The organism is Francisella persica ATCC VR-331 (assembly GCF_001653955.1).
Classification (GTDB): Bacteria; Pseudomonadota; Gammaproteobacteria; order Francisellales; family Francisellaceae; genus Francisella; species Francisella persica.
The window spans coordinates 1,052,348-1,075,405 of the sequence record NZ_CP013022.1; the positions used below are offsets into that span (position 1 = coordinate 1,052,348).

A 23,058-nucleotide genomic window follows, 5' to 3' on the forward strand; every position below is an offset into this window, starting at 1 on the left:
TGTCGTTGGTGAAACTATTGAAAATACTTATGAGCAACTTAGAAAAAACTGGTTTAGTACTATTTAGTCTTTATTATTCATTAATTTTTCAATACCTGCAAAAGCTACATTAAATTATTACTGGACCAAGAAATATTTCCAATAAAGCCAAACGCATGAATACCTCCCATAATACCTATTAGTGAAGCAACAAAGCTAAGCTTAACTTTTTTGTTAATAATCCTAGGTTGCATTATATTATCTGTAAAAATATTTAGGCTAAAACCAATAATCAAAATAACAATAGCTTTTGTTGCACCATATATGACAAATACACTTGCGCTAATTAAGATATAAATTATGCCAACCATAAATGGTATCATTGAAGCAATGGCTGCTACAAATGCAAATAATATAGGGCTTGGTTATACTTAGCCAAAAGAATGTAATCGCCATAATACTACCTACAAGCATTACCGTTAGAAATATCGCTAAACTAACTCTACGAGTTATTACAATAGCAGTTGATACAAAACCTATCACTATCGTGAAAGTCTTTTAGAACAATTTTTTTAGAAATTTTTCTAAACTAGTGCTACTTATTAAAAACTGATAGACTAATAAGAGTGTTATCAAGAAATCAGTTACTAAACTTACTGAGGTAAAGCCGATGTACCTTATTGTGGGTAATATTTTTCCAAGATTAGAAATTAACACATCTTTATCTTGGTTAACCACGTTAATGAGTTTTTCAAAATGCTCATGAAGAGTATTGCCAATGTAAGGAATATTAGCTATTGATTTGCTTAATTGTGAGAAAGTTTGAAAAAGAGATTCACTATGTTGCAAATATGAAATAATTTCTGTAATTACATATGATAGGACAACAAGGAGAGGTATGAAAATACATAATAAAATAGCAATCACAATTATAAAGCTACTTTTATGTTTGCCAATATGTTGCTCTAGATATACTTGTAGTGGTGTAAGAATTATCGCAAGCAGACCAGCAAATAAAATAGGGTAGATAAAAGGATATAAAACCCAAGCAATTAACCCTCCTACTAAACAAATAATGCTTAATTTTTTGATAGTAGTGTAAGAAGTCATTTTAAAATTATAATCATCAGCGAAATTTATACTCTTGACTAAGAATAACAGTTTAATTTTTATTATTAAAGTTTATGTTATCAATTTATCATGGTTGTTGGTTACCCTGTGCATCTGAGAACTTTCCAGAATCTTCAATCTTTAGTGAGCTAATAACCTTAGTCATATCGTGTATACTTTTTTAACTTCTCTACCCATAGCAGTTTTAACCCAGTCGTATCTTAGACTTATAGTTATTAGTTTCAGAACATTCATCAGCAAATGTTTTAGTTAATATATTAAGTTGCTTTATAGATACGATAGGCATAGCCAAAATCAGCTTGTGTTTGACTTATGGATTCAGCTTGGCTAAATATTTATAACTATTGGTTTATTTGGTCTTAGTAAATTATTCTTAAAATTATGTATAAGATAAAATGGACTTGGGCAATTGGTTTTAAAAGCATTATTTACCCAATTTGGATTTGTATTAGATATGCTAATTCTTCTGTGGTGTTCTGGATAGATACTAGCTTATTTATAAGTATATCAAGCGTGATATGATTATATTTTTGCAAGCCTATTCTGATCTACGACATCTGTAACATCAAGTTTTCTCTATAAATTATATTATCATTATAGAACTTTAGTAAATTGTTGCAGCTCAGTAGCTTCAGCAAGAGCCATATAAATAGCTACAACGATATGGTTGTTTTAGGTAATACTTTTACCAGGACCTATTCATCTATTTGCATTTGTTATCAGAATAGTCTTTTGATTTATATTTGCCATGTTTTATTGATTTTCCCTTAGAGCATATAACACTGACTATGTCAATCTAGAAGCTGTTTGAATTGGTAATTCAACACTATGACACTAGCACCTAAAAGAGTTGTGTCTGTTATTTGTATTAGCTGAATTATAGGATTTTTGCTTAAGCTACTACTATCAAACATCATTGGTGATATTATGCACAACACCTACCATTCCACCTAAAAGACTAACAGGAACCATTATCACTGTTGCAATACCAATACTAGCAGCGTAAATAGAAGTCGTGATCTCACTATAGCACTATATATCTTTATTCACAATCTTTTGTCTTATTTATTATCTTGGTAGTCTAATTTTTTTAGGAGTTTGAGTATTTGGAGTTTTAGTTTGTGGTAAGTACTATAAGTAGTGTACAATAACATACTTATTTTTCTAAATATAATTAAATATTTTTTATATAGAATATACTATCACTTTAAATCAAAGTTGTAATAAATATAGGATATAAATTTAAAAAAATAATGAGAGAAAATTTTAAGAAGAAAAGATTACCAGCCAGTAATTTCTTTAAGCTTTTTGCCGATATCAGCAGGTGATCTAGTGTAAGCAATTCCAGCAGCTTCAAATGCAGAGAATTTCTCTTCAGCTGTACCTTTACCACCAGAGATTATAGCACCAGCATGACCCATACGCTTCCCTGGAGGAGCTGTAACACCAGCAATATAACCAATCACTGGTTTAGTAACATTATGCTTGATGTACTCAGCAGCTTCTTCTTCAGCTGTACCACCAATCTCACCAATTAAGATAATTGCTTCTGTTTGTGGATCATTCTCTAGAAGTTTAAGAGCTTCGATTTGGTTCATGCCTGGAATAGGGTCACCGCCTATACCAATACAAGTAGATTGACCAAAACCTAATTTAGTAGTTTGCGCAACTGCTTCATAAGTTAGAGTACCTGAACGGGAGATGATACCAACTTTGCCTTTCATATGAATATGACCAGGCATGATACCAATCTTACACTCACCTGGAGTGATTACGCCAGGACAGTTGGGACCAATTACTCTTACATCTTTATCTTTTAAGTACTCTTTAACTACTAGCATATCTAGGGTAGGAACGCCTTCTGTGATGATTACTACTAACTTAACACCAGAATCAATAGCTTCGATTGCAGAATCCTTTACAAATGGAGCTGGTACATAAATTACCGATGCATTAGCACCGGTAGTTTTTACAGCTTCTTCCATTGTATTGAAAACTGGCTTACCTAAGTGAGTTGTACCACCTTTACCAGGAGTTACACCACCTACAATATTTGTACCATAAGCCATAGCCTTTTCTGAGTGGAAAGTACCATTTTTACCAGTAAAACCTTGTACTAAAACTTTTGTATTTTTATCAACTAATATGCTCATTATTTAATAATCCTTTTAACTGTTTTAATTTATTCACTTAGTGATTTAACAACTTTTTCAGCAGCATCAGCTAAACCATCAGCAGGTATTAGTTTTAGACCTGAACCAGCTAATATTTTAGCACCTTTTTCTACATTGTTACCTTCTAGACGAACAACTACGGGTACGGTTATATTTACTTCCTTAACAGCTTCAATAATTGCTTCTGCGATCATATCACAACGAACAATACCACCGAAAATATTAATTAAAACAACTTTTACATTCTCATCATCTAGGATTAGTTTGAAAGCTTCGATTACTCTTTCTTTAGTAGCGCCACCACCTACATCTAGGAAGTTTGCCGGCTTACCACCATATAGTTGGATAATATCCATAGTAGCCATTGCTAGACCAGCACCGTTTACCATACAGCCAATGTTACCTTCCAGAGCTACATAGTTTAGCTCATGCTCAGAAGCTTTTAGCTCTTTAGCATTTTCTTGAGATTTATCTCTTAATGCTAACAGTTTTGGATGTCTATAAAGAGCATTTGAGTCAAGGTTGATTTTACCATCAACACAAACAATCTCACCATTTTCTCTTACAGCAAGAGGGTTGATTTCAAGTAGGGAAAAATCACATTCGATAAATGCTTTATAAGCACCTAGCATTGTTTTAACAAAATCATTGATTTGCTTACCTTCTAAGCCAAGTTTGAAAGCTACTTCGCGAGCTTGGAAAGGTTGTAGACCAACTAATGGATCAACTTCTACTTTAAGGATTTTTTCAGGAGAGTTGTGTGCAACTTCTTCAATATCTACACCACCTTCAGTTGATGCCATAAAAGTTACTTTACGGCTAGATCTATCAACTACAGCACCTAGATATAATTCACGTGTAACAGGATAAACATCTTCGAAAACACCTACAGAATTAACTGGCTGACCTTCAGCATCAGTTTGGAATGTCACAAGATTTTTACCGATTAAGATTTCTGCTACTTCACGAGCTTCTTGAGATGATTTAACAACTTTTACACCACCAGCTTTACCACGACCACCAGCATGTACCTGAGCTTTAACCACAGCAAATTTGCCACCTAGTTGGTCAAATGCTTGAGCAGCTTCATTAGGGTTATGAGCTACGATACCTTTTTGAACTTTTAGACCATAGCTTTCTAAAAGATCTTTAGCTTGATATTCATGTAAGTTCATTGATTTTCTTCCTTATTTGATCGTTTGACGAAAATTTTTGTTAATAACAGATAAAATAATAACTCATTTATGCTATTATTTCTAATAAAAATGCTTATTTAAATGTTTGATTTGCCTATAAATAATTGGTATGTTAATTTGGTAAAATTATAAAAAAAGGTAGTTAAAAATGTTTGATTATATATTTAACAAAATCAAATCGACTATTTTTTCGAAAATTACTCCAGCTCAATTGCTTCTTACTGCTATTTTAGCATTTGTATTTGGATTTATTCCGGTGATTGCCTATTCACCATTACTTTTCATAGGGGTACTACTTTTAGTCATAATTCTAAGAATAAATATCGGAGTATTTATCTTTATTACGCTTACTGCTAAAGCTTTATCTCATATCTTACAAGGACTTAGCTTTGCTGTAGGGACATTTTTACTTGATGGTTTTACGCAACCATTATTTAAAATTCTAGTAAATACCCCTGTAGTTGCATATGCAGGTTTTAATTATTACCTTGTAACGGGCGCGTTTGTTATTGCCATAGTTTTGGGATTAATCTTTGGGATTATTATCGCAAAGATTTATAAGAAAATAGTAGCAAAAATGGCAGCAGTTCAGTCTGGTACGGAGCTTTATAATAGAGTAACAAAAAACTTTTTTGTTAAAATTGCTGGCTGGATTTTCTTAGGCAATAATATTGCTAAAGTTGACTGGGTTGAGATGCAAAATAGTAAGTTTAGGCAGCCATTTAGATTAACTGGGATTGTCCTAGTAGCTTTGATTGTCACAGCTTTAATATACTCACCAAAGCTTTTAGAAACATCGATGGTATCAAATATCATAAAACAGCAGTTAACCAAAGCTAATGATGCAACTGTTGATTATCAATCTTTAAATCTGGATTTAACTAATGCTAAACTAGAGATAATAGGCTTAGGAGCAGCAGATCCAAATAATCTTAATAAAGATAGATTCTATGCACAATTTGTAAGTGCAAGTATAAATATTTCAAACCTACTCACACGACAAATCACCCTAAAAGATGTTGTTATAACTGGAGTGGCTTTAGATAAACAAAGAACTACTAAAGCTGAGTTATACATTAATACAAAATCATTGGCTCCACAACAATCTAAGATTAGTTCAGAGGCTGTAAAAAAACAAGCTATTGAGACTGTTGTTAAGGTTGGCGAAAAATTACAACAAGTTGACCTTCAAAAACTCAAAGAAAATACCAAAAAAGCTAAAGATATAGCTAATGGTATCAAACAGGTGGTTGAGTTTTTATCTAATTTTAGCTCTAAAAATGATAATACTGGAGGACAAGATGTTCAAGGTATTACTACAAAAGCTAAAGCTAAAGTATATGGTTATGCAAATATTGAAAATGAGACTTTACGTGAAAAGTATCCAAATTTTATAATTCAGAATATGGATATAAAAGGCTATGAAAATGCAGGAACCGTATATGATACTAATGTAACTAATATATCAACAAACCATCAATTATTAGGGTTACCAACTACGATAATTATTAAATCAACAAATAATAATGATGTTGATATCAATGTGGTTATTACTAATAAACCAAATGTTGATAATACAGTTAAGTTTAACTTACAAAATATTGTTGGTAATGCTATTAAAGGTTTAACTGTTGAAGGTGTTGATTTATATGCCCAAAGCTTAACTGTATCAGGTCAGGGAACTTGGCAGTTTAATGGCATAACAAATATAGTGTTTAATATTCCACTTCAGCTGGACTTTAACAATGCTAGTGCTAGTCTTAATCAGTTTAAAAAAAATGTTTCTAAACTAACATTTAAAGGGGCTATCTCAGGAGATTTAAATAATATTAGTTTTGTTGTGGATACATCATCGTTACAGAACTTGCTAAGTGTTGATACAGTCAAAGATGCTGCAGGACAAATAGCTAAGCAAACAGGCCTAGATAAAAAAGCACAGCAAGTTATCAACAACACTAAGATAAATGGCAAATCTATCAAAGATTTAAATGCCAACGATTTAAAGAATATCAATAAAAAAGATATTCAGAATATTGCTTCTCAGTTTGGAATTAATATTAACTAAGTTGTTTGTCTATACTAATTCTAATTTAGTTCTCGATTATAAGTTACCTATCTAAAATACAAAATCATTTTAATAGTTTATTCACTTTTTTAGTTAATTTTTTATATTTAGTTTAGTATCAGTAATGTATTTTAGAGATTCAAAAAAAAAACAATAATATATATAAAAAAAAGATTTGGATAATATTCCTAGAAAAACTAATAATCCTAGTTACAAAAAACACCTTTATTCATAGCAAAAATAATCTTAATTTTGTTACGATATAAGAGATTAATGTTAAGGAATTACTTTACGAAAAAGATATTAATTGCTGTTTTAGGCATTTCAGCACTAGCATTATCAAGTTGCACTAATCATTAAAATACTCAAGCAGCTGTAATTACTAATGCTGATGAGAACTCTAACGATTATGCTAAGATTATATCTATTCCAGATGTTGTTAATGATTTGTTGAATGATCCGGCAACCCCTATACAGTAGGACCTCGAGATGCTAATAAAGCTGTTGTAGTATTTTTTGATTATGGGTGTGGTAAGTGTGCTGAAATTTCTAAAGAAATTAATAAACTTAAAAATAAAATTACAGTGTCAAGTTTATCTTTAAGGCTTATCATTTTCCAAAAAGAGATGCTAAGGTAGCCAAATGCTTCTTTAGTTGCTAATGAGGCATATTTAGAAGGAGGCTGTGAGTTATTTTAGCATATTAATAAAGCAGTTTTTTCACAGCGCAAGACCTAATGCTAAGCTTACATATCATGATGTTGGTAATTTAGTTAAGCAGCTAGGTATCAAAGTAAATGACGTTAAATTTAAAGTAAAAAGTTGCTGCTAATATTCAAACACAGCTTAATTAATATTAAGTAATTTAGACTATATTTCATTCTCAAAAACTTCTAAAGCTTTTATAGAAAGTATCAATATTTGCTTCTTTTTTTATAGTATTTTCAATTAATAAGACGATATGTTTTAGAATTAGTTAAGCTATTAAATAAGTTAAAGGTGTGCTTAGTTATATTGTTAAGTTTTATGTATGGATCATTATCTATTTGAATTTTTATATATCAGCCATTTTATAACCAATTTCTAGCGCCGAGATATCGGCACTAGGCTGATTATATAAAATATTATCAAAGTCTTTAAATAACATAGGATTTGTGTGCCCATCTACCTATCATAACACTATCTACATGTTTAAGGTGTTGCTTAGTTTCTTCAAGCGTTGTAATTCCACCATTAATACCCAGGCTCAAGATTTGGAAAATCTGTTTTGATACTGTAAACAACATCATATTTAAGCTTAGGAATGGTACGATTTCTTTTGGTGATAGGCCTACAAGCATGAACACAAAGATAATCTGCACCGGCTTGAACTTGCTTATCAACGAAATTATATGGTTTCTCATAACTATCATTATGGTTATAGCCAATACGACACTTAACAGAAATTAGAATATTTTTATTACTTTGACACAGCCTGCTACAAGCTCTAGTTCTGCATTAATGATAAGCTAAATTTGCCTTTTTAAACTCTTTCGCTTAGGCAACCAACATTTTATATTATGTAAGATTGCATTTAATAGTAACCATTTCAGTATATAACATTGTATGTTTGGTAATTAGACGCATCATGTAAGCGATAATGCCTATCAGTCAAGTCAAGCACTAGGCTATACATATTTTCTAGTGTTATTTCATCTTAAAATCTATAAGAAATTTAGTTTGTTACAATTATAGAGGATCATCATCAAAAGTTAAGCGACGAATTATTTTATCAATTTGAGGACGATATTTTTCAGTATCTTGTGAATACCTACTATAGCGAGGGTTTGATCGGTCATACAACCAGTTTGCTAGATCCCAGTTGTATGTTGTATCAAAGCAAAGTTTACCAAACTCAGTTAGGTTAAATTCTGCTTGAGTTTGTAGACATCCAGTCATAAAAACATCAGCATATGTTTGTAAGATAGGATATTTTTTATTAGGAAATTCGGCATCCTTAAAATCTTTAATATACATCCAAAAATCACCTTTTGGTAAACTCTTGATACCTAGAGGTACGATATTTTTACGTGGTATTTTTACACGACAATATGATGCTTCTCTGAGATCTGTTGCTGAGATATCTTTTGTATCGGCTTTATAGTATATTGCATTCATTACATAACCTTTATTAGGCACTGCAAGTAAGAATGTAGCACGAGATTTTTCGCTGCGTGATGCCCATACTCTTTCAAAACCACTGACTAAAATTGGTGCAGCATATGTTGCACCTGGAACTGTTATTCTTCTAGAATTTTTATTCATAAGGCTACCATAGCCGATCACATAATTATCTTTGTTTTGATTAACTTCAGGGCGACAGTTGATACTATCTTCAGGTGTTTGATATAATTTACTTTGCTCAAGTATCCTAAGCACACTTTGATGAATGGACTCAGCTTTATTAAAACCTAATTTTTTTCCTAGTAAAAAACTTGCTGTTATGACAGCAACTATTACCATTACGATAAATATATTTTTCTTTTTCAAAAAAATTGACCTATCTGCAAAATTATTAGAGTAATATTAGCATTTTTGGATAAAATGAAAAACCATCAATGTTTATTATAACTTACATTGTTATCAACATTAATAATCAAGATTTATTTGTGCTATAATATCTAGCGATTGAATTTAAAATAATAACTATAAATTTGGAGCTTGTTAATGTCTGAGAATAAAGCTTATGACTCATCTAGTATAAAGGTACTTAAAGGTTTAGATGCTGTTAGGAAAAGACCTGGTATGTATATTGGTGATACTGATGATGGTAGTGGCTTACATCATATGGTATTTGAGGTTGTTGATAATGCTATCGATGAAGCCTTAGCTGGTTATTGTGATGATATTAAAGTTATTATAAATAAAGATGGTTCTGTTTCTGTAGCAGATAATGGTAGAGGTATTCCTACAGATATTCATAAAGAAGAAGGGCGCTCTGCTGCAGAGGTTATTTTGACTGTACTGCATGCTGGTGGTAAATTTGATGATAACTCTTATAAGGTATCAGGAGGTCTACATGGCGTTGGTGTATCAGTTGTAAATGCTCTGTCTGAACAATTAAAGTTAACAATATATAGAAATGGTATAGAGTATTATCAAGAGTATGTTCACGGGGTACCACAATTTCCATTAAAAGAAGTTGGTCCAACAGATAAGACTGGAACGCTAATTACTTTTAAACCAAGTAAAGAAACATTCTCATTTATAAACTTTGATTATGATATCTTGATGAAGAGAATCCGTGAGTTATCTTTCTTAAACTCTGGTGTCAAAATTGAGCTTATTGATAAAATTAACAATAGGTCAGAAGTATTTAAATATGATGGTGGTATTGTCGCTTTTGTTAAGTATTTGAACAATAGCAAAAAACCTATTCATGAAAATGTTATAGCTATAAATGGTATAAAGGATGATATCCAAGTAGAGCTTGCTTTACAGTGGAATGACTCATATAAAGAATCAATTTTTTGCTTTACAAACAATATTCCACAAAGAGATGGTGGTACACATTTGTCTGGTCTTAAAGCAGCAGTTACTCGTACAATGAATAACTATATTGAGTCAGAAGGTTTAAATAAAAAGCCAAAAGCTACTTTAACAGGTGAAGATACACGTGAAGGCTTAGCCGCGGTATTATCTGTGAAAGTTCCTGATCCAAAATTTTCATCACAAACTAAAGACAAACTAGTATCATCTGATGTTAAGTCAGCTGTAGAGTCATTAGTTAATGAAAAGCTACAAGAGTTTCTTTTAGAAAACCCTAAAGAAGCTAAAATTATATGTGAGAAAATTTTAGACTCAGCAAAAGCTCGTGAAGCTGCTCGTAAAGTGCGTGATATGACTCGTCGTAAGGGTGCTTTGGATATTGCTGGTTTACCTGGTAAGCTGGCAGACTGTCAAGAAAAAGATCCAGCATTATCTGAAATTTACCTTGTTGAGGGAGATTCTGCGGGAGGATCAGCAAAGCAGGCTCGTGATCGTAAAACTCAGGCAATCTTGCCATTAAAGGGTAAAATCCTGAATGTTGAAAAGGCTCGCTTTGATAAAATGCTTAGCTCTCAAGAGTTAGCTACACTTATTAAAGCTTTAGGTTGTGGTATAGGTACGGAAGATTATAACCCTGATAAAACTAGGTATCACAAAATTATTCTAATGACAGATGCTGATGTTGATGGATCCCATATTCGTACTTTGCTATTGACATTTTTCTACAGACAAATGCCAGAGCTTGTTGAGAGAGGTTATTTATATATTGCTCAACCACCTTTATACAAAGTAAAAAAAGGTAAGCAAGAAACATATCTAAAAGATGAAGATGCTTTAGCAGAATATCTTGGTAATATAGGCTTAGAAGGCGCGTGCATCTATCTAAATAATGGTAATGTTATTTCTGGTCAAGTTTTGGCTAACTATTATGAGCTTTATCAAAAATCACAGAAAGTAATCAAGAAGTATACAAAAACATATCCTGAGAAACTTCTTAGAGTTATGGCGTATGGAACTAAATATGTTGATGAAAGTACTGATATTTCTCAATGGTGGCAAAAAATCGTTGAGAACTGTAATCAAAAAGCTTTAGCATATGAGCGCTTTAAGCTTATCGAAACAAAAGATATAAATGAAGATGGTAAAGAGACTATATCGTATGGAGTTAACCATTATATTAATGGTTATGATACTGACTATATAGTTAAGAGTAGTTTCTTTAGCACTAAAGATTATGAAGATTTAGTGACATACGGAGATTTTTTATTGGATATATCTTTTGAAGGGGCTTATGTAGAAAGAGGTACTAAAAAAGAATATGTTGATGATTTTGAGTCAGCTATTGGTTGGTTGCTTAAAGAAGCTAGAAAAGGTAATGATGTGCAGCGTTATAAAGGTCTAGGTGAGATGAACCCTGGTCAGCTTTGGGAAACTACTATGGATCCTGATAATAGAGTTCTTTTACAAGTATCAATAAAAGATGCAGTTGAGGCAGATACTTTATTTACTACTCTTATGGGTGATGAGGTGGAGCCACGAAGAAACTTTATTGAATCAAATGCTCTTAATGTTATTAACCTAGATGTTTAGTTTTTAAAAGGTTTATATTTTTACTAAGCCTTTGATTATTAATAATCAATTAGCTTGTTTTTGTTAAGCCTTGTATATTATTCTAATAAACTTACTGGCTTAGTCCATATATTTAGTAAAGTACATAGTGAGCCAGATTTTTATGGTATTTTTCTACCAAATTTTTATAGCTTTGTAAAAATAAATTCAAATAACTGTTCAAAGCATTTCTATACTTTGAAACTTGAGTTTTATGATCTATATTAATTTCATTAAGATGTAAGAAGTTATTTGTATTATTGGTATTAATAATAACATTTTTGGAGACATTTCTAAAAAATAAAAGCTCTCATTTGACAGTCTATACCATGATATTGTTTAACTCCATATCCATTTGTATCAAGAAAGATAGTATTGGTAATATTTTATTGGTAATATTTTCAAATGACGAGATGATGTTGTCTACTTGAAGTATTTTAGCCTCCTATCTAAGTATACGTCTAGTGTGACATTATTATATCCCAACTCCTCAATATCTATTTTTCTTTTATTTAATATATTCTTTTATTGCTTTTTGGATATTGCTGTTTTTTAGAGAAAAGGTTATTGAGAAGCATTTTAGTTTGAATGTCACATTTACCTAGAGTATATTAAGTTATATCTTTATCAGATAAAGAACTTAGCTTTTTAGATTTAATATCTAAGAAAAGATCTTAATTGTTGTTTAAAAATTAGCTAGAGCTTCTCCTACTTTAGAATATATTTGATATCCTGTTTTAAATTTACTAACACTTAGCATGTATTTTTGTAAGTCATTATTAATTGAAGAGACAAGCCTGGTGAATTACAGCTAAATATACTAAAGTTGTAAGATAAGTAAGTTTCTTAGAAGAGGTGTTGGTGTTTTTAAGGCTCCAACTTGAAATATTATAAAAATTTGCTTTTTTCAGAGCATTGGAGTGGTGTTTGCACCATTCTATTTTAGAAATTGCAGAAAATACTTCTATTATGCGCTCATTTCCTCTACTATACTCATTTGTAATTGCCATTGTTCATATGCTTCAATTCCATTTTCTGATATAAAATACCTTTAAATTTTAATTCTACCTAATGATTTCTTTAAATTATTTTCTTCAATCTTGGGATAGATTTAAAATTTTATACTGCTCAATAGCATCAAGAAAAGCTTGTTTAATAGCTTTAGCACTTATGAATTTGATTATTTCCATTATAAAACTATACTTTTGTTTATTTTTTTTATAAGGTATTTTCTATAATAATTTATATAAAATATTTACCAATTGTAACATTTTGTAATTATCTTATTTAAGATAACTTTAACTCTAATTTAGTTATAAGTTGGTTTATGAACATATGGTTTAATAATTTTTTTAAATTTAAAAATACTTGTAACTTTAAAAAGTATGCCCTCACTTATTATATATAATTTTTTAAAAAATTAACTTATCTATAGCACCTAAAAAAATTATAATTCTTTGAGTTAGTTAGTATGACAAAATTAAGGGAGTCAATAATGTCAGATATTAACATAAAAATTGGTTTAGCAGAAATGCTAAAAGGTGGGGTTATAATGGATGTTGTCAATGCTGAACAAGCAGAAATAGCTCAACAAGCTGGGGCAATAGCTATAATGGCTCTTGAGAGAGTTCCTGCTGATATCAGAAAAGATGGCGGTATAGCTAGAATGTCTGATCCTAAGCTTATTAAAGAGATAATGTTGGCGGTTTCCATACCAGTAATGGCAAAAGCTCGAATTGGTCATTTTGTCGAAGCACAAATCCTAGAGTATTTGGGGGTTGATTTTATTGATGAGAGTGAGGTTTTAACTCCAGCTGATGAGTTAAATCATATTGATAAGGATAGCTTTAAAGTGCCATTTGTATGTGGTTGTGCAAACCTTGGTGAGGCTTTACGTAGAATAGGCGAAGGTGCAGCACTAATTCGTACTAAAGGTGAAGCAGGTACAGGTAATATAGTTGAAGCAGTAAGACAGTTAAGACAAGTTAACAAGGATATAAATTATATCAAAAATGCCGATAAATTAGAGCTTATGGCTATAGCAAAAAATATGCAAGCACCTTATGATCTGGTCAAGTATGTGCATAAGAATGGTAAATTACCAGTACCAAATTTCTCAGCAGGAGGAGTATCAACTCCAGCAGATGCAGCATTGATGATGCATCTAGGAGCTGAGTCGGTATTTGTTGGATCAGGAATATTTAAGTCTGCAGATCCTCTTAAGCGGGCTAAAGCAATAGTTAGCGCTGTGACATATTATAATGATGCCAAAATATTAGCTGAAGTTTCGGAAGATCTTGGTGAACCAATGACAGGTATTAATTGCGATTTTGAGAAATTTTCACAAAGAGGTTGGTAATAATGGCACAAAAAGTCGGGGTATTGGCAATTCAAGGAGGTTATCAAAAGCATTCTGATATGCTCAAATCTTTGGGTGTTGAGATAAAACTGGTTAAGTTTGCAAATGATTTTGATAGTATTGATAGACTTGTTATTCCAGGTGGAGAGAGTACAACCTTGTTAAATCTGCTAAATAAGCATCAAATTTTTGATAAGCTACATAGCTTTTGTAGCAATAATCCAGTTTTTGGCACATGCGCTGGTAGTATAGTTTTGTCAAAAGGAGAAAGTTATCTAAGCTTGATAGATCTAGAGGTTGAGAGAAATGCCTATGGGTGTCAATTGGATAGTTTTGTTACTGATCTGAGCTTTAATAATAAAAATATTGTTGGTGTTTTTATTAGAGCCCCAAAATTTGTTGTAGTTGGCAATCAAGTTGATATCTTATCAAAATATGAAAATTCACCAGTATTACTTAGACAAGCAAATATTCTTGTTAGTAGTTTTCATCCTGAGCTGACTCAAGATACTGCAATACATGAGTATTTTCTTTCGATGTAAGTTTATTTTTGGCACTTTTTACAAAAAAAAGTATTTCTTTGAGCTATAACTAAACTTTCTATTTTTGTATTACATACATAACATTGCTGGTTAGCTCTGCCGTAGACATTTAGTTGTTGAGTAAAATAACCAGGCTTGCCCTCAGTGTTTTTATAATCTTTAAGTGTAGTTCCACCTTGAATGATAGCTTTTTCAAGTATTTTTTTAATAGAATATACTAGTTCGTATATTTCTTTTTTAGTGATAGTATTAGAAGCCCTTGTTGGCAAGATATTACTATCAAATAGTGTTTCACTGGCATAAATATTACCAATACCAACGACAATATTATTATCCATAATTGTTTGCTTGATTTTTCTTGATGTATGCTTAAGTTTAGAAACTAGATAATCACCATTAAAATCAGCTGTTAATGGTTCAACACCATGTGATACTAAAACTCTATGTCTAAGAGGATTGTGATTAGTATTTACCAGCCAATAACCAAATTTGCGTGGATCATTGTATACTAAATTTAGATTATCTGATAGTTTTACAACGATATGATCATGTTTAATTTTGTTGTAGTTTGCTGAGTCTATAACTTTAATGACTCCAGACATACCTAGGTGGATAATTAATTGTAAGTCATTCTCAATAATAACTATTAAGTGTTTACCTCTGCGTTGAATTTGTTTGACTACTTTATTTTTAATTTTTACTAACTGATTTTTATCAATAGTATAGCGAAGCTTATCAGTATTAATTTCAATATCAAGTATAGTTTTATCGATGATAGTTTTAATTAAGCCTCTTTTTACTATTTCTACTTCAGGAAGTTCAGGCATAAAATAATTTTATTAAAAAATTAAAGTGAGTATATGATAACATAATACTTTATCTATGCTTACTATTTATGATTTGATACTGGTAGGAAAATGCGTTTAAAACAGCTTAAATCTTCAATACATAAAAGGCTAAATCAGCGTTACATATATGATTGTAATAAAAACATTGATTTTAAAAACTTTAAAAATGGCTCAATAATTGTTGCTAATGATACTACTATAGTTACAGTATTAGCATTGAAGACTTACCTTGAAGATAAGCATATTACAGTTCTAGGAGCTTTTGATGATAGGGCTAAAGGTCTTGAGAAGGCTTTGGCCAAAATCGGTATTAAATATATCGATCATATTAGCTTTTGGGATCATCAAGGCGTACTATTAGTTAATAAAAACTTAACTTCTCAAGTTGAGCAAAGTGAAAATAGATTGATATTGTTTATCTGTGGTCCAGAAATGCCATATTTTTCACAACGAAGAAATTTAGACAGGCAAATTTATTTTGATATTGCTAAGCTAGAAAATCTTAGATGCTTGAATGATGAGATTGAGAATCTTTCTATCAAAACATGGGAAGGGTACCTAAATCAACTCAAAGAGCCTGCAGAAATATGGTTTAGGCAGATGCTTAATGCTAAAAATAATCTAGTGTTAACAGATACAACAGGTGTTGCATTAGATGGTTACAAATTTGCTGCTGGTGCAGTATTGATGTCTAAAAAGCTTCAAGAAATTATCCAACAAGAGAATAATGTTGGTGTCTGCTTACCGACAAGTGGCGGTGGTTATTTGGCAATTTTAGCACTCATCATGAGTGCTAAAGCAATAGTTAATCTAAACTACACTGCTTCTGAGGAGACATTAAGACATTCTATTAATAATGCTGGAATAAAAACTATCATTACTTCAAAAGCATTTGTTGAGAAGCTAACATATAAAGGTTTCTTTGTTGAAGAAGTTTTTTCAATGTGTAAGATTGTTTATCTTGAAGACATTAAGGCTAAAATTACTAAAGTAGAAGGTATAAAAACATTTTTAGAAATTAAAATTTTGCCGGCTTCATGGTTAGTCAAAAAATATCTCAAGCCAACTAAGCTAGATGATGTTTCATTTATAATATTTAGCAGTGGTAGTGAGGGTGTGCCTAAGGGAATAGTTATAAAACATAAAAATCTCTTGGCAAATGTATATCAAAGTACAAATGTTATAGAATGTAAGGAAAATGATTCTGTAGCGGGGATACTTCCAATATTTCATGCTTTTGGGCTTACTATTTCATTGGTGTCACTATTTCAAGGTGGCTATATCGCGTGTCATTCTGATCCAACAGATGCAAAGGGAGTTGCAAACTTAATTAGAAAGAATAAAAACACAGTACTATGTGCCACACCAACATTTTTGCGAATTTATACTAAGAATAAATCAGTTAAGAAAGAAGATTTTGCTACACTTAGATTAATTATTACAGGTGCTGAGAAACTTTCAAGAGAAGTCCGTACAATGTTTGAAGATAAATTTGATAAGATTATTAACGAAGGTTATGGTACTACTGAGCTTTCACCTGTGGCTGCAGTTAATAGACCGACTAAATCACCAAACAAAATAGGTACTGTTGGACTAACTGTACCAGGAGGGCAGTTTAAGATCATCCATCCTGAATCACATGAGGAGCTTCCAGTTGGCGTCGAGGGTATGATTATATATAGAGGTGTTAATAAGATGGATTACTATCTCAATGACCCTAAAAAGACGAATGAAGTGATGATACAAAAATATGGTTATACATGGTATATAACCGGCGATAAAGGTAAAATCGATGGAGAGGGCTATTTGACAGTTGTCGATAGGTATTCTAGATTTGCTAAAGTTGCTGGAGAGATGGTGAGTTTAGGCTTACTTGAACAAAAAGTCTATGATGCTTTAAGAGAAAATGGTTATGATTCACACAAGATAGATTTTGAGGTCTTGGCAGTAGCTACTTCAGATACAAAAAGAGGAGAGATAATTAGCTTACTTTATACTCTAGAAGCGCTTGAACCATCTGATCTTAAAGAGATTGTAAGACATTCAGGTATAGAGAATTTGTACAAGCCAACAAACTATTTTCAGGTTATATCTATACCTAAGCTTGGTTCTGGTAAAACTGATTTTTCAAAAGCCAAGAAGTTAACTAATGAATTAGTCAAGGCATAATCTAACATGCATTATTCAGTATTGCTGCAAGAGTCTATTAATGATTTGAATGTTAATCCTCAAGGTGTCTATATCGATGCAACTTTTGGTAGGGGAGGACATTCAAAGGCTATTTTGGATAGGCTTACTATAGGGCGTTTAATAGCTTTTGATAAAGATCTTGATGCTATCAGCTACGCTAAGCAAAATTTCCAGTTTAGTAATTTCGAGATAGTTCATGCAAGTTTTGCTAGTATTTATGACTACTGTTTGCAAAATAACATCCTTGGGAAAATTGATGGCGTAATTATGGATCTTGGAGTCTCTTCGCCACAACTAGCTAATGCTGCTAGGGGCTTCAGTTTTATGCATAATGGTCCACTAGATATGCGCATGGACGTTTCTAAAGGTATTACAGCTAGACAAGCTTTAGAAGAGTTATCAGTAGATGATCTAAGTTATATATTTAAAGTTTATGGTGAGGAGCGTTTTGCAAGAAAAATAGCACTGCGCATCAAAGATTATATCCAACAAAGTGGTAGTATTAATACAACATTAGAACTAGCAGAACTTATTCGCACAACTATTGGTAAAAGAGAAAAGAAAAACCCAGCAACACGCTGTTTCCAAGCTTTAAGGATTTATGTTAATAATGAGCTTAAAGATTTAGAAGTCCTGCTAGAAAATATTTTAGCAGTTATTAAAGTTGGTGGTAGGATAGCTGCTATATCTTTTCACTCATTAGAAGATAGGATTGTGAAACAAAAATTTAGCGTACTTATAAATCCAAAACGAGAACTTAACAGAATTACAAAGATGTTACCACAAGATAGTAGCCAGATAAAATTAAAATGGATTACAAAAAAAGCCAAAGCTAATAACGATGAACTTAATCAAAATGTTCGCTCAAGAAGCGCTATACTAAGGGTGGTCGAAAAGCTATGATGTTAACAAACCGTCAAATAAGGATAAGGTTATTTGAATCACTTAAAAATAGTTTCTTTAAAAAAACAGTTGGTATTTCTTTTGCATTGTTATTCGTATTGCTTATTACCGCATTTAGCCTTATAGTTGTGCGTTTTGAATATAAAATGCAGCTAAATGAGCAAAAAAATCTAATTCTTGAAGATACTCGTTTAGATGAGCAATGGAGTCAGATTGTATTAGAATATAGTTCTTTAGCTACACCAACTGCTGTAGAAAAGTTTGCTCAAAAAGAAAAAATGGCGTTACCAATACGTAAAAATATTGGTTTTTTGAGTGAGTAAAAAGAGGAGTTAAATTGATGAGTAGTTATCAACCAAAACTGCGTCATCTTGTTGTAATTATTTTACTGCTACTAAGTTTTATTGTTTTATTTATAAAGCTTATCTATATGGAAACTATCGAATATCCTAAGCTTAAGCAAGAAGGCGATAATCGTAGTGATAGAAGTATAGATATAAAAGCATACAGAGGAATAATCCTTGATAGAAATGGTAATCCTTTGGCAATAAGTACACCTGTGGATACAATTTGGGTTGACCCTTTTTATGTTAGTGCAGATAGTCATGAACTAAATAAAGTCATGGATATTTTAAATCTACTTGAAAAAACTAGAGAAAAGATAAAAAGACAAGTTAAGGTTAGAGAGGGAAGAAGTGGTTTTGTATATATTGAAAGAAAGGTTCAACCATACTTATCTCAAAAAGTTAAGGACCTTGATATTACAGGTATTCATGTAATACGAGAGTTTAAACGCTATTATCCAATGGCTGAAGTAGCGTCCCATATTGTAGGTTTCACTAATATTGATGGTAAGGGACAAGAAGGCTTAGAGCTTGAGTTTAATAAGTTTTTAAGTGGTCATGATGGTTATTTTGAATACAAGAAAGATCTTCATGGTGGAGTTGCTTCTAAAGTTGAGGATAAATATGTCGAGCCTAAGAATGGTCATAACCTGCAGATAAGTATTGACTCTAGGTTGCAATATATCGCATATAAATATCTCAAAGAATGGGTTATTAGAACCAATTCCGAAGCAGGTTCTGTGATAGTTGAAGATGTCCATACTGGCGAGATATTAGCAATGGCAAATTATCCTTCGTATAACCCTAACAGTATGGCTGATGCTTACCCTGATAGGAGAAGAAATAGAGCTATTACAGATGTCTATGAGTTGGGTTCGGTAATGAAAACTTTTGCAGCAGTAACAGTTTTAACTTATGGTGATAATGTAACTCCAGAAGAGCCAGTAATTGATACTCATCCAGGCTTCTATCGTATCGGTAAAAATACCGTAAGAGATGAGCGAGATTATGGTTATATTGATTTAAGACATATCTTAATGAAATCTAGTAACGTAGGTATCTCAAAGATGATTTTAGGTTTGACAGAGCCAAGTATATTAGAATTTTCATTAAGAAATTTTGGTTTTGGCAATAAAACGGGGATAAAATTACCTGGTGAAAGAGATGGTTATGTTCCAACTAAAGATAAGTGGGGTGATTTCCAACTAGCGACATTATCTTTTGGTTATGGTATGAATGCTACAGACTTACAGCTGATAGCTGGTGTCTCTGCAATTGCTAATAATGGTCAGTATATTAAACCAGCTATTCTAAAAAGAAGACCTGGGGAAGAGATTGAAACAAGACCTATCATCTCTGAAAAGAATTCGAAAGAAATGATAAGTATGATGCAGTCTGTTGTTGAAGACCTTGGTGGAACTGGTTCTAAAGCACAAATTCCACTTTATCATGTTGCCGGGAAAACAGGTACAGCTAGGATGCTTTCTGGAGGTAGTTATGGTGCTAAATATTTAGCAAGTTTCGTTGGTGTTGTTCCAGCAACTGATCCTAAACTAGCTATAGTTGTGACAATCAAAGATCCTAAAGGTGATAAGTATGGCGGTGGTTCTGTAGCCGCGCCAGTTTTTGCAGATGTTGCATTAAATAGCTTGCAGATACTAGGTGTTAAGCCAGATAAGATTACTAACTAAACTTTTTGTTTTTTTATAGTTATGGTATATAATCACCTATTGGTAAGCTGTTCCTTTGTGCGGTTTGCTTGATGTTAATTTAAGACAAATGGAGTAAATTTATGTTAACAACTCAAGATAAACAAAAAATAATTAAAGAAAATCAATTAGCAGAAGGCGATACTGGATCACCAGAAGTGCAAGTAGCTCTTTTAACTGCTAGAATCAATGATTTACAAGGTCATTTTGAAACACATAAAAAAGACAATCACTCAAGAAGAGGTCTTTTAAGATTAGTAAGTCAACGTCGTAAGTTATTAGACTATCTACATGATAAGGATGTTGAAAGGTACCGTAGTCTAATCAAGAAATTAAATATACGTAGATAATATACTTAATCGTTCTTACGTCATTAAATTCAAGAAAAAAGGTTAAACTGTGAAAATATTTAGAGAAGTCTTTGAACTAGGTAATAAAGAAATAGTTCTTGAAACAGGTGGTATGGCACGTCAAGCAGATGGTTCAGTGATTGTAAGTTGTGGGAATAATGTTGTGTTGGTAACTACTGTAGTTAAAAAATCAGTAGCTGATGGTGCTGACTTTTTTCCGTTATCGGTACATTATTTAGAGAAAACTTACGCTGCTGGTAAAATACCTGGTGGTTTCTTAAGAAGAGAAGGTAGACCTTCTGAAGAACAGATTCTTATTTCTAGGTTAATAGATAGATCTATAAGACCGTCATTCCCAGAAGGGTTTTTAAATGAGATTCAAATCGTTGCTACAGTTTTATCTTATGATGGTGCTTTTTCACCTGATATACTAGCTTTGATAGGAGCTTCGGCATCTTTAGCAATATCTGGAGCTCCTTACGATAATATTGTTGCTGGTGTAAGAGTAGGTTATATAAATGGTAAATACATTCTTAATCCAAATAAGCATGATTTGAAAGAATCAGATTTGGATCTAGTAGCATCTGGAACGGATGATGCTATTTTGATGGTTGAGTCTGAATCTAATAGCCTTCCAGAATCTGTTATGCTTGGTGGGATCTTATATGCTCATAAGCATTTAAAAACTATTATTAACTCAATTAATAGACTTGCTAAAGTAGCATCTAAACCTCGTATAGAATATTCTATATATCAAATCAATAAGTTTCTTAAATCACAAATTAAGTCACTTTTTTTGAGTGAGATTAAGAACGCTTATACTATAGCATCAAAGCAAGAAAGAAACCTAAAGCTTAATTCGATTAGAAAAAATGTTCTAGAGTATATTTTCTCTAGTGATGTTGATGGTAATGAATATAGTGAAAAAGAAATATTAGAGTCTTTCCAAGATATTGAAAGAGATCTTGTAAGATCGAATATTCTTGAAGGTAAGCCAAGAATAGATGGTAGATGTACAGAGACGATTAGACCTATTAATGTCAAAATAGGTGTTTTGTCAGGTGTACATGGCTCTGCTTTGTTTACACGTGGTGAGACTCAAGCTTTAGTTGTAACTACTTTAGGCAGTGATAGAGATGCGCAGATTGTAGAATCTTTAGATGGTATAGAGAAATGTCGTTATATGTTGCACTATAATTTTCCACCATATTCTGTAGGAGAGTGTAGTATGGTTGGTATGGCTCCAAAGCGTCGTGAGATTGGTCATGCTAACTTAGCTAAGCGTGCAACTCAGGCAGTATTTCCTAACGAAGAAGCATATCCTTATGTTGTTAGGGTTGTTTCTGAAATTTTGGAGTCAAATGGTTCAAGCTCTATGGCGACGGTATGTGGTTCTTCTTTATCAATGATGGATGCTGGTGTGCCAATTGCTGAGCCAGTAGCTGGTATTGCTATGGGGCTTATCAAAGATGGTGCAAAATATGCTGTATTATCAGATATTTTAGGTGATGAAGATCACCTGGGCGATATGGATTTCAAGGTTGCTGGTACTAGATATGGTGTTACAGCACTACAGATGGATATCAAAATTAAAGGCATTTCAAGAGAAATTCTGGAGCAAGCACTAGAGCAAGCAAGGGTTGGTAGATTACATATCCTAGAAATTATGAATGAAGTAATAAAAGAGCACAAAGAAGCTGTATCTGATGTTGCGCCACAAATTCATGTGATGAATATTAATCCTGCTAAGATTAAAGATGTTGTTGGTCGAGGAGGTTCTATTGTAAAAGGTATTGTCGAAAAGACTGGTGCACAAATTGATACCAGTGATTCAGGTGAGGTTAAGATCTTTGCTAAAGACAAAAAATCTATGGATATGGCTATAGCAATTATAGAAGAAATCGTTGCAAAAGTTGAGGAAGGACAAATTTACAAGGGTAAAATAGTTAAGCTTTTAGATTCTGGAGCTTTTGTAAACTTGTTTGGTAATCAAGATGGTTATTTACCTTTTTCTGAAGTTGAACAGGCTGGTATGAAGACTAACTCTCTAATTGAAGGCCAAGGTCTAGAAGTCTTAGTACAGAATATTGATAGAGGTGGTAGAGTTAAACTTTCTCTTGTAGTGAGGTGATT

The 23,058-nt window shown here is 32.2% G+C and carries 14 protein-coding genes and 4 pseudogenes; 12 read left to right on the forward strand and 6 right to left on the reverse strand.

The genetic code is table 11. The features are described from left to right. Window position 1 precedes the first annotated feature (1 nt). Window positions 2-67 (forward strand): annotated as a pseudogene (locus FSC845_RS09705) (DUF1543 domain-containing protein); the annotation flags it as partial. Here FSC845_RS09705 and FSC845_RS04650 read toward each other — a convergent pair. From FSC845_RS04650 to sucC, 3 genes and pseudogenes are all read right to left on the reverse strand, one after another. After that, a pseudogene (locus FSC845_RS04650) lies at window positions 64-1,089 on the reverse strand (AI-2E family transporter). The pseudogenes FSC845_RS09705 and FSC845_RS04650 sit on opposite strands and share 4 nt — an antisense overlap. A gap of 1,301 nt (window positions 1,090-2,390) precedes the next feature. Then, entirely contained in the window at window positions 2,391-3,263 is an 873-nt protein-coding gene (gene sucD, locus FSC845_RS04655) for a succinate--CoA ligase subunit alpha (protein WP_064460924.1), read from the reverse strand. A 29-nt stretch (window positions 3,264-3,292) separates the two neighbouring features. Then, the gene (sucC, locus tag FSC845_RS04660) at window positions 3,293-4,459 is read right to left on the reverse strand and encodes an ADP-forming succinate--CoA ligase subunit beta (protein ID WP_064460925.1); all 1,167 of its coding nucleotides are present in this window, start codon (window positions 4,457-4,459) and stop codon (window positions 3,293-3,295) included. 169 nt (window positions 4,460-4,628) lie between these two features. Here sucC and FSC845_RS04665 point away from each other — a divergent pair, with 169 nt between their 5' ends. After that, window positions 4,629-6,545, forward strand: a complete 1,917-nt coding sequence (locus tag FSC845_RS04665; protein WP_064460926.1) for a TIGR03546 family protein — start codon at window positions 4,629-4,631, stop codon at window positions 6,543-6,545. A gap of 518 nt (window positions 6,546-7,063) precedes the next feature. Continuing rightward, window positions 7,064-7,183: pseudogene (locus FSC845_RS10085) on the forward strand (hypothetical protein); the annotation flags it as partial. Window positions 7,184-7,414: 231 nt separating this feature from the next. Here FSC845_RS10085 and FSC845_RS08335 read toward each other — a convergent pair. Together FSC845_RS08335 and chaC are read right to left on the reverse strand one after the other, a co-directional pair. Further along, a pseudogene (locus FSC845_RS08335) lies at window positions 7,415-8,221 on the reverse strand (tRNA-dihydrouridine synthase). A gap of 51 nt (window positions 8,222-8,272) precedes the next feature. Continuing rightward, window positions 8,273-9,073, reverse strand: a complete 801-nt coding sequence (chaC, locus tag FSC845_RS04675) for a gamma-glutamylcyclotransferase ChaC (RefSeq protein ID WP_064460927.1) — start codon at window positions 9,071-9,073, stop codon at window positions 8,273-8,275. Window positions 9,074-9,250: 177 nt separating this feature from the next. Between chaC and gyrB the strand changes: the two genes are divergently transcribed. The 3 genes from gyrB to pdxT all read left to right on the forward strand — a co-directional run bounded on the left by gyrB (window position 9,251) and on the right by pdxT (window position 14,581). Further along, a complete protein-coding gene (gene gyrB, locus FSC845_RS04680; protein ID WP_064460928.1) occupies window positions 9,251-11,662 on the forward strand; it encodes a DNA topoisomerase (ATP-hydrolyzing) subunit B in 2,412 nt (803 codons plus the stop codon). A gap of 1,513 nt (window positions 11,663-13,175) precedes the next feature. Then, window positions 13,176-14,039 carry a pyridoxal 5'-phosphate synthase lyase subunit PdxS gene (pdxS, locus tag FSC845_RS04690; RefSeq protein WP_064460930.1) on the forward strand — a complete coding sequence of 288 codons (864 nt, stop codon included), beginning with the start codon at window positions 13,176-13,178 and terminating at the stop codon, window positions 14,037-14,039. Window positions 14,040-14,041: 2 nt separating this feature from the next. Beyond that, window positions 14,042-14,581, forward strand: a complete 540-nt coding sequence (gene pdxT, locus FSC845_RS04695; RefSeq protein ID WP_064460931.1) for a pyridoxal 5'-phosphate synthase glutaminase subunit PdxT — start codon at window positions 14,042-14,044, stop codon at window positions 14,579-14,581. 2 nt (window positions 14,582-14,583) lie between these two features. Here the strand turns inward: pdxT and mutM are convergent, their stop codons facing one another. After that, window positions 14,584-15,408 carry a bifunctional DNA-formamidopyrimidine glycosylase/DNA-(apurinic or apyrimidinic site) lyase gene (mutM, locus tag FSC845_RS04700; RefSeq protein WP_064460932.1) on the reverse strand — a complete coding sequence of 275 codons (825 nt, stop codon included), beginning with the start codon at window positions 15,406-15,408 and terminating at the stop codon, window positions 14,584-14,586. A 90-nt stretch (window positions 15,409-15,498) separates the two neighbouring features. On the opposite strand from mutM, the gene migR reads away from it, so the two are divergent. The 6 genes from migR to pnp all read left to right on the forward strand — a co-directional run bounded on the left by migR (window position 15,499) and on the right by pnp (window position 23,056). Then, a complete protein-coding gene (gene migR, locus FSC845_RS04705; RefSeq protein ID WP_064460933.1) occupies window positions 15,499-17,598 on the forward strand; it encodes an iglABCD operon regulator MigR in 2,100 nt (699 codons plus the stop codon). Between the two features lie 6 nt (window positions 17,599-17,604). Next, a complete protein-coding gene (gene rsmH / locus FSC845_RS04710) occupies window positions 17,605-18,522 on the forward strand; it encodes a 16S rRNA (cytosine(1402)-N(4))-methyltransferase RsmH (RefSeq protein WP_064460934.1) in 918 nt (305 codons plus the stop codon). Further along, window positions 18,519-18,845 (forward strand): cell division protein FtsL, encoded by a 327-nt coding sequence (gene ftsL, locus FSC845_RS04715; protein WP_064460935.1) that lies wholly within the window; start codon window positions 18,519-18,521, stop codon window positions 18,843-18,845. The genes rsmH and ftsL overlap by 4 nt, the downstream gene beginning before the upstream one ends. 17 nt (window positions 18,846-18,862) lie before the next feature. Next, on the forward strand, window positions 18,863-20,557 hold the full coding sequence (locus tag FSC845_RS04720; RefSeq protein ID WP_064460936.1) for a peptidoglycan D,D-transpeptidase FtsI family protein: 1,695 nt from the start codon (window positions 18,863-18,865) through the stop codon (window positions 20,555-20,557). A 101-nt stretch (window positions 20,558-20,658) separates the two neighbouring features. Next, a complete protein-coding gene (rpsO, locus tag FSC845_RS04725; protein ID WP_014547865.1) occupies window positions 20,659-20,925 on the forward strand; it encodes a 30S ribosomal protein S15 in 267 nt (88 codons plus the stop codon). 49 nt (window positions 20,926-20,974) lie between these two features. Continuing rightward, on the forward strand, window positions 20,975-23,056 hold the full coding sequence (pnp, locus tag FSC845_RS04730; protein WP_064460937.1) for a polyribonucleotide nucleotidyltransferase: 2,082 nt from the start codon (window positions 20,975-20,977) through the stop codon (window positions 23,054-23,056). Window positions 23,057-23,058 lie beyond the last annotated feature (2 nt).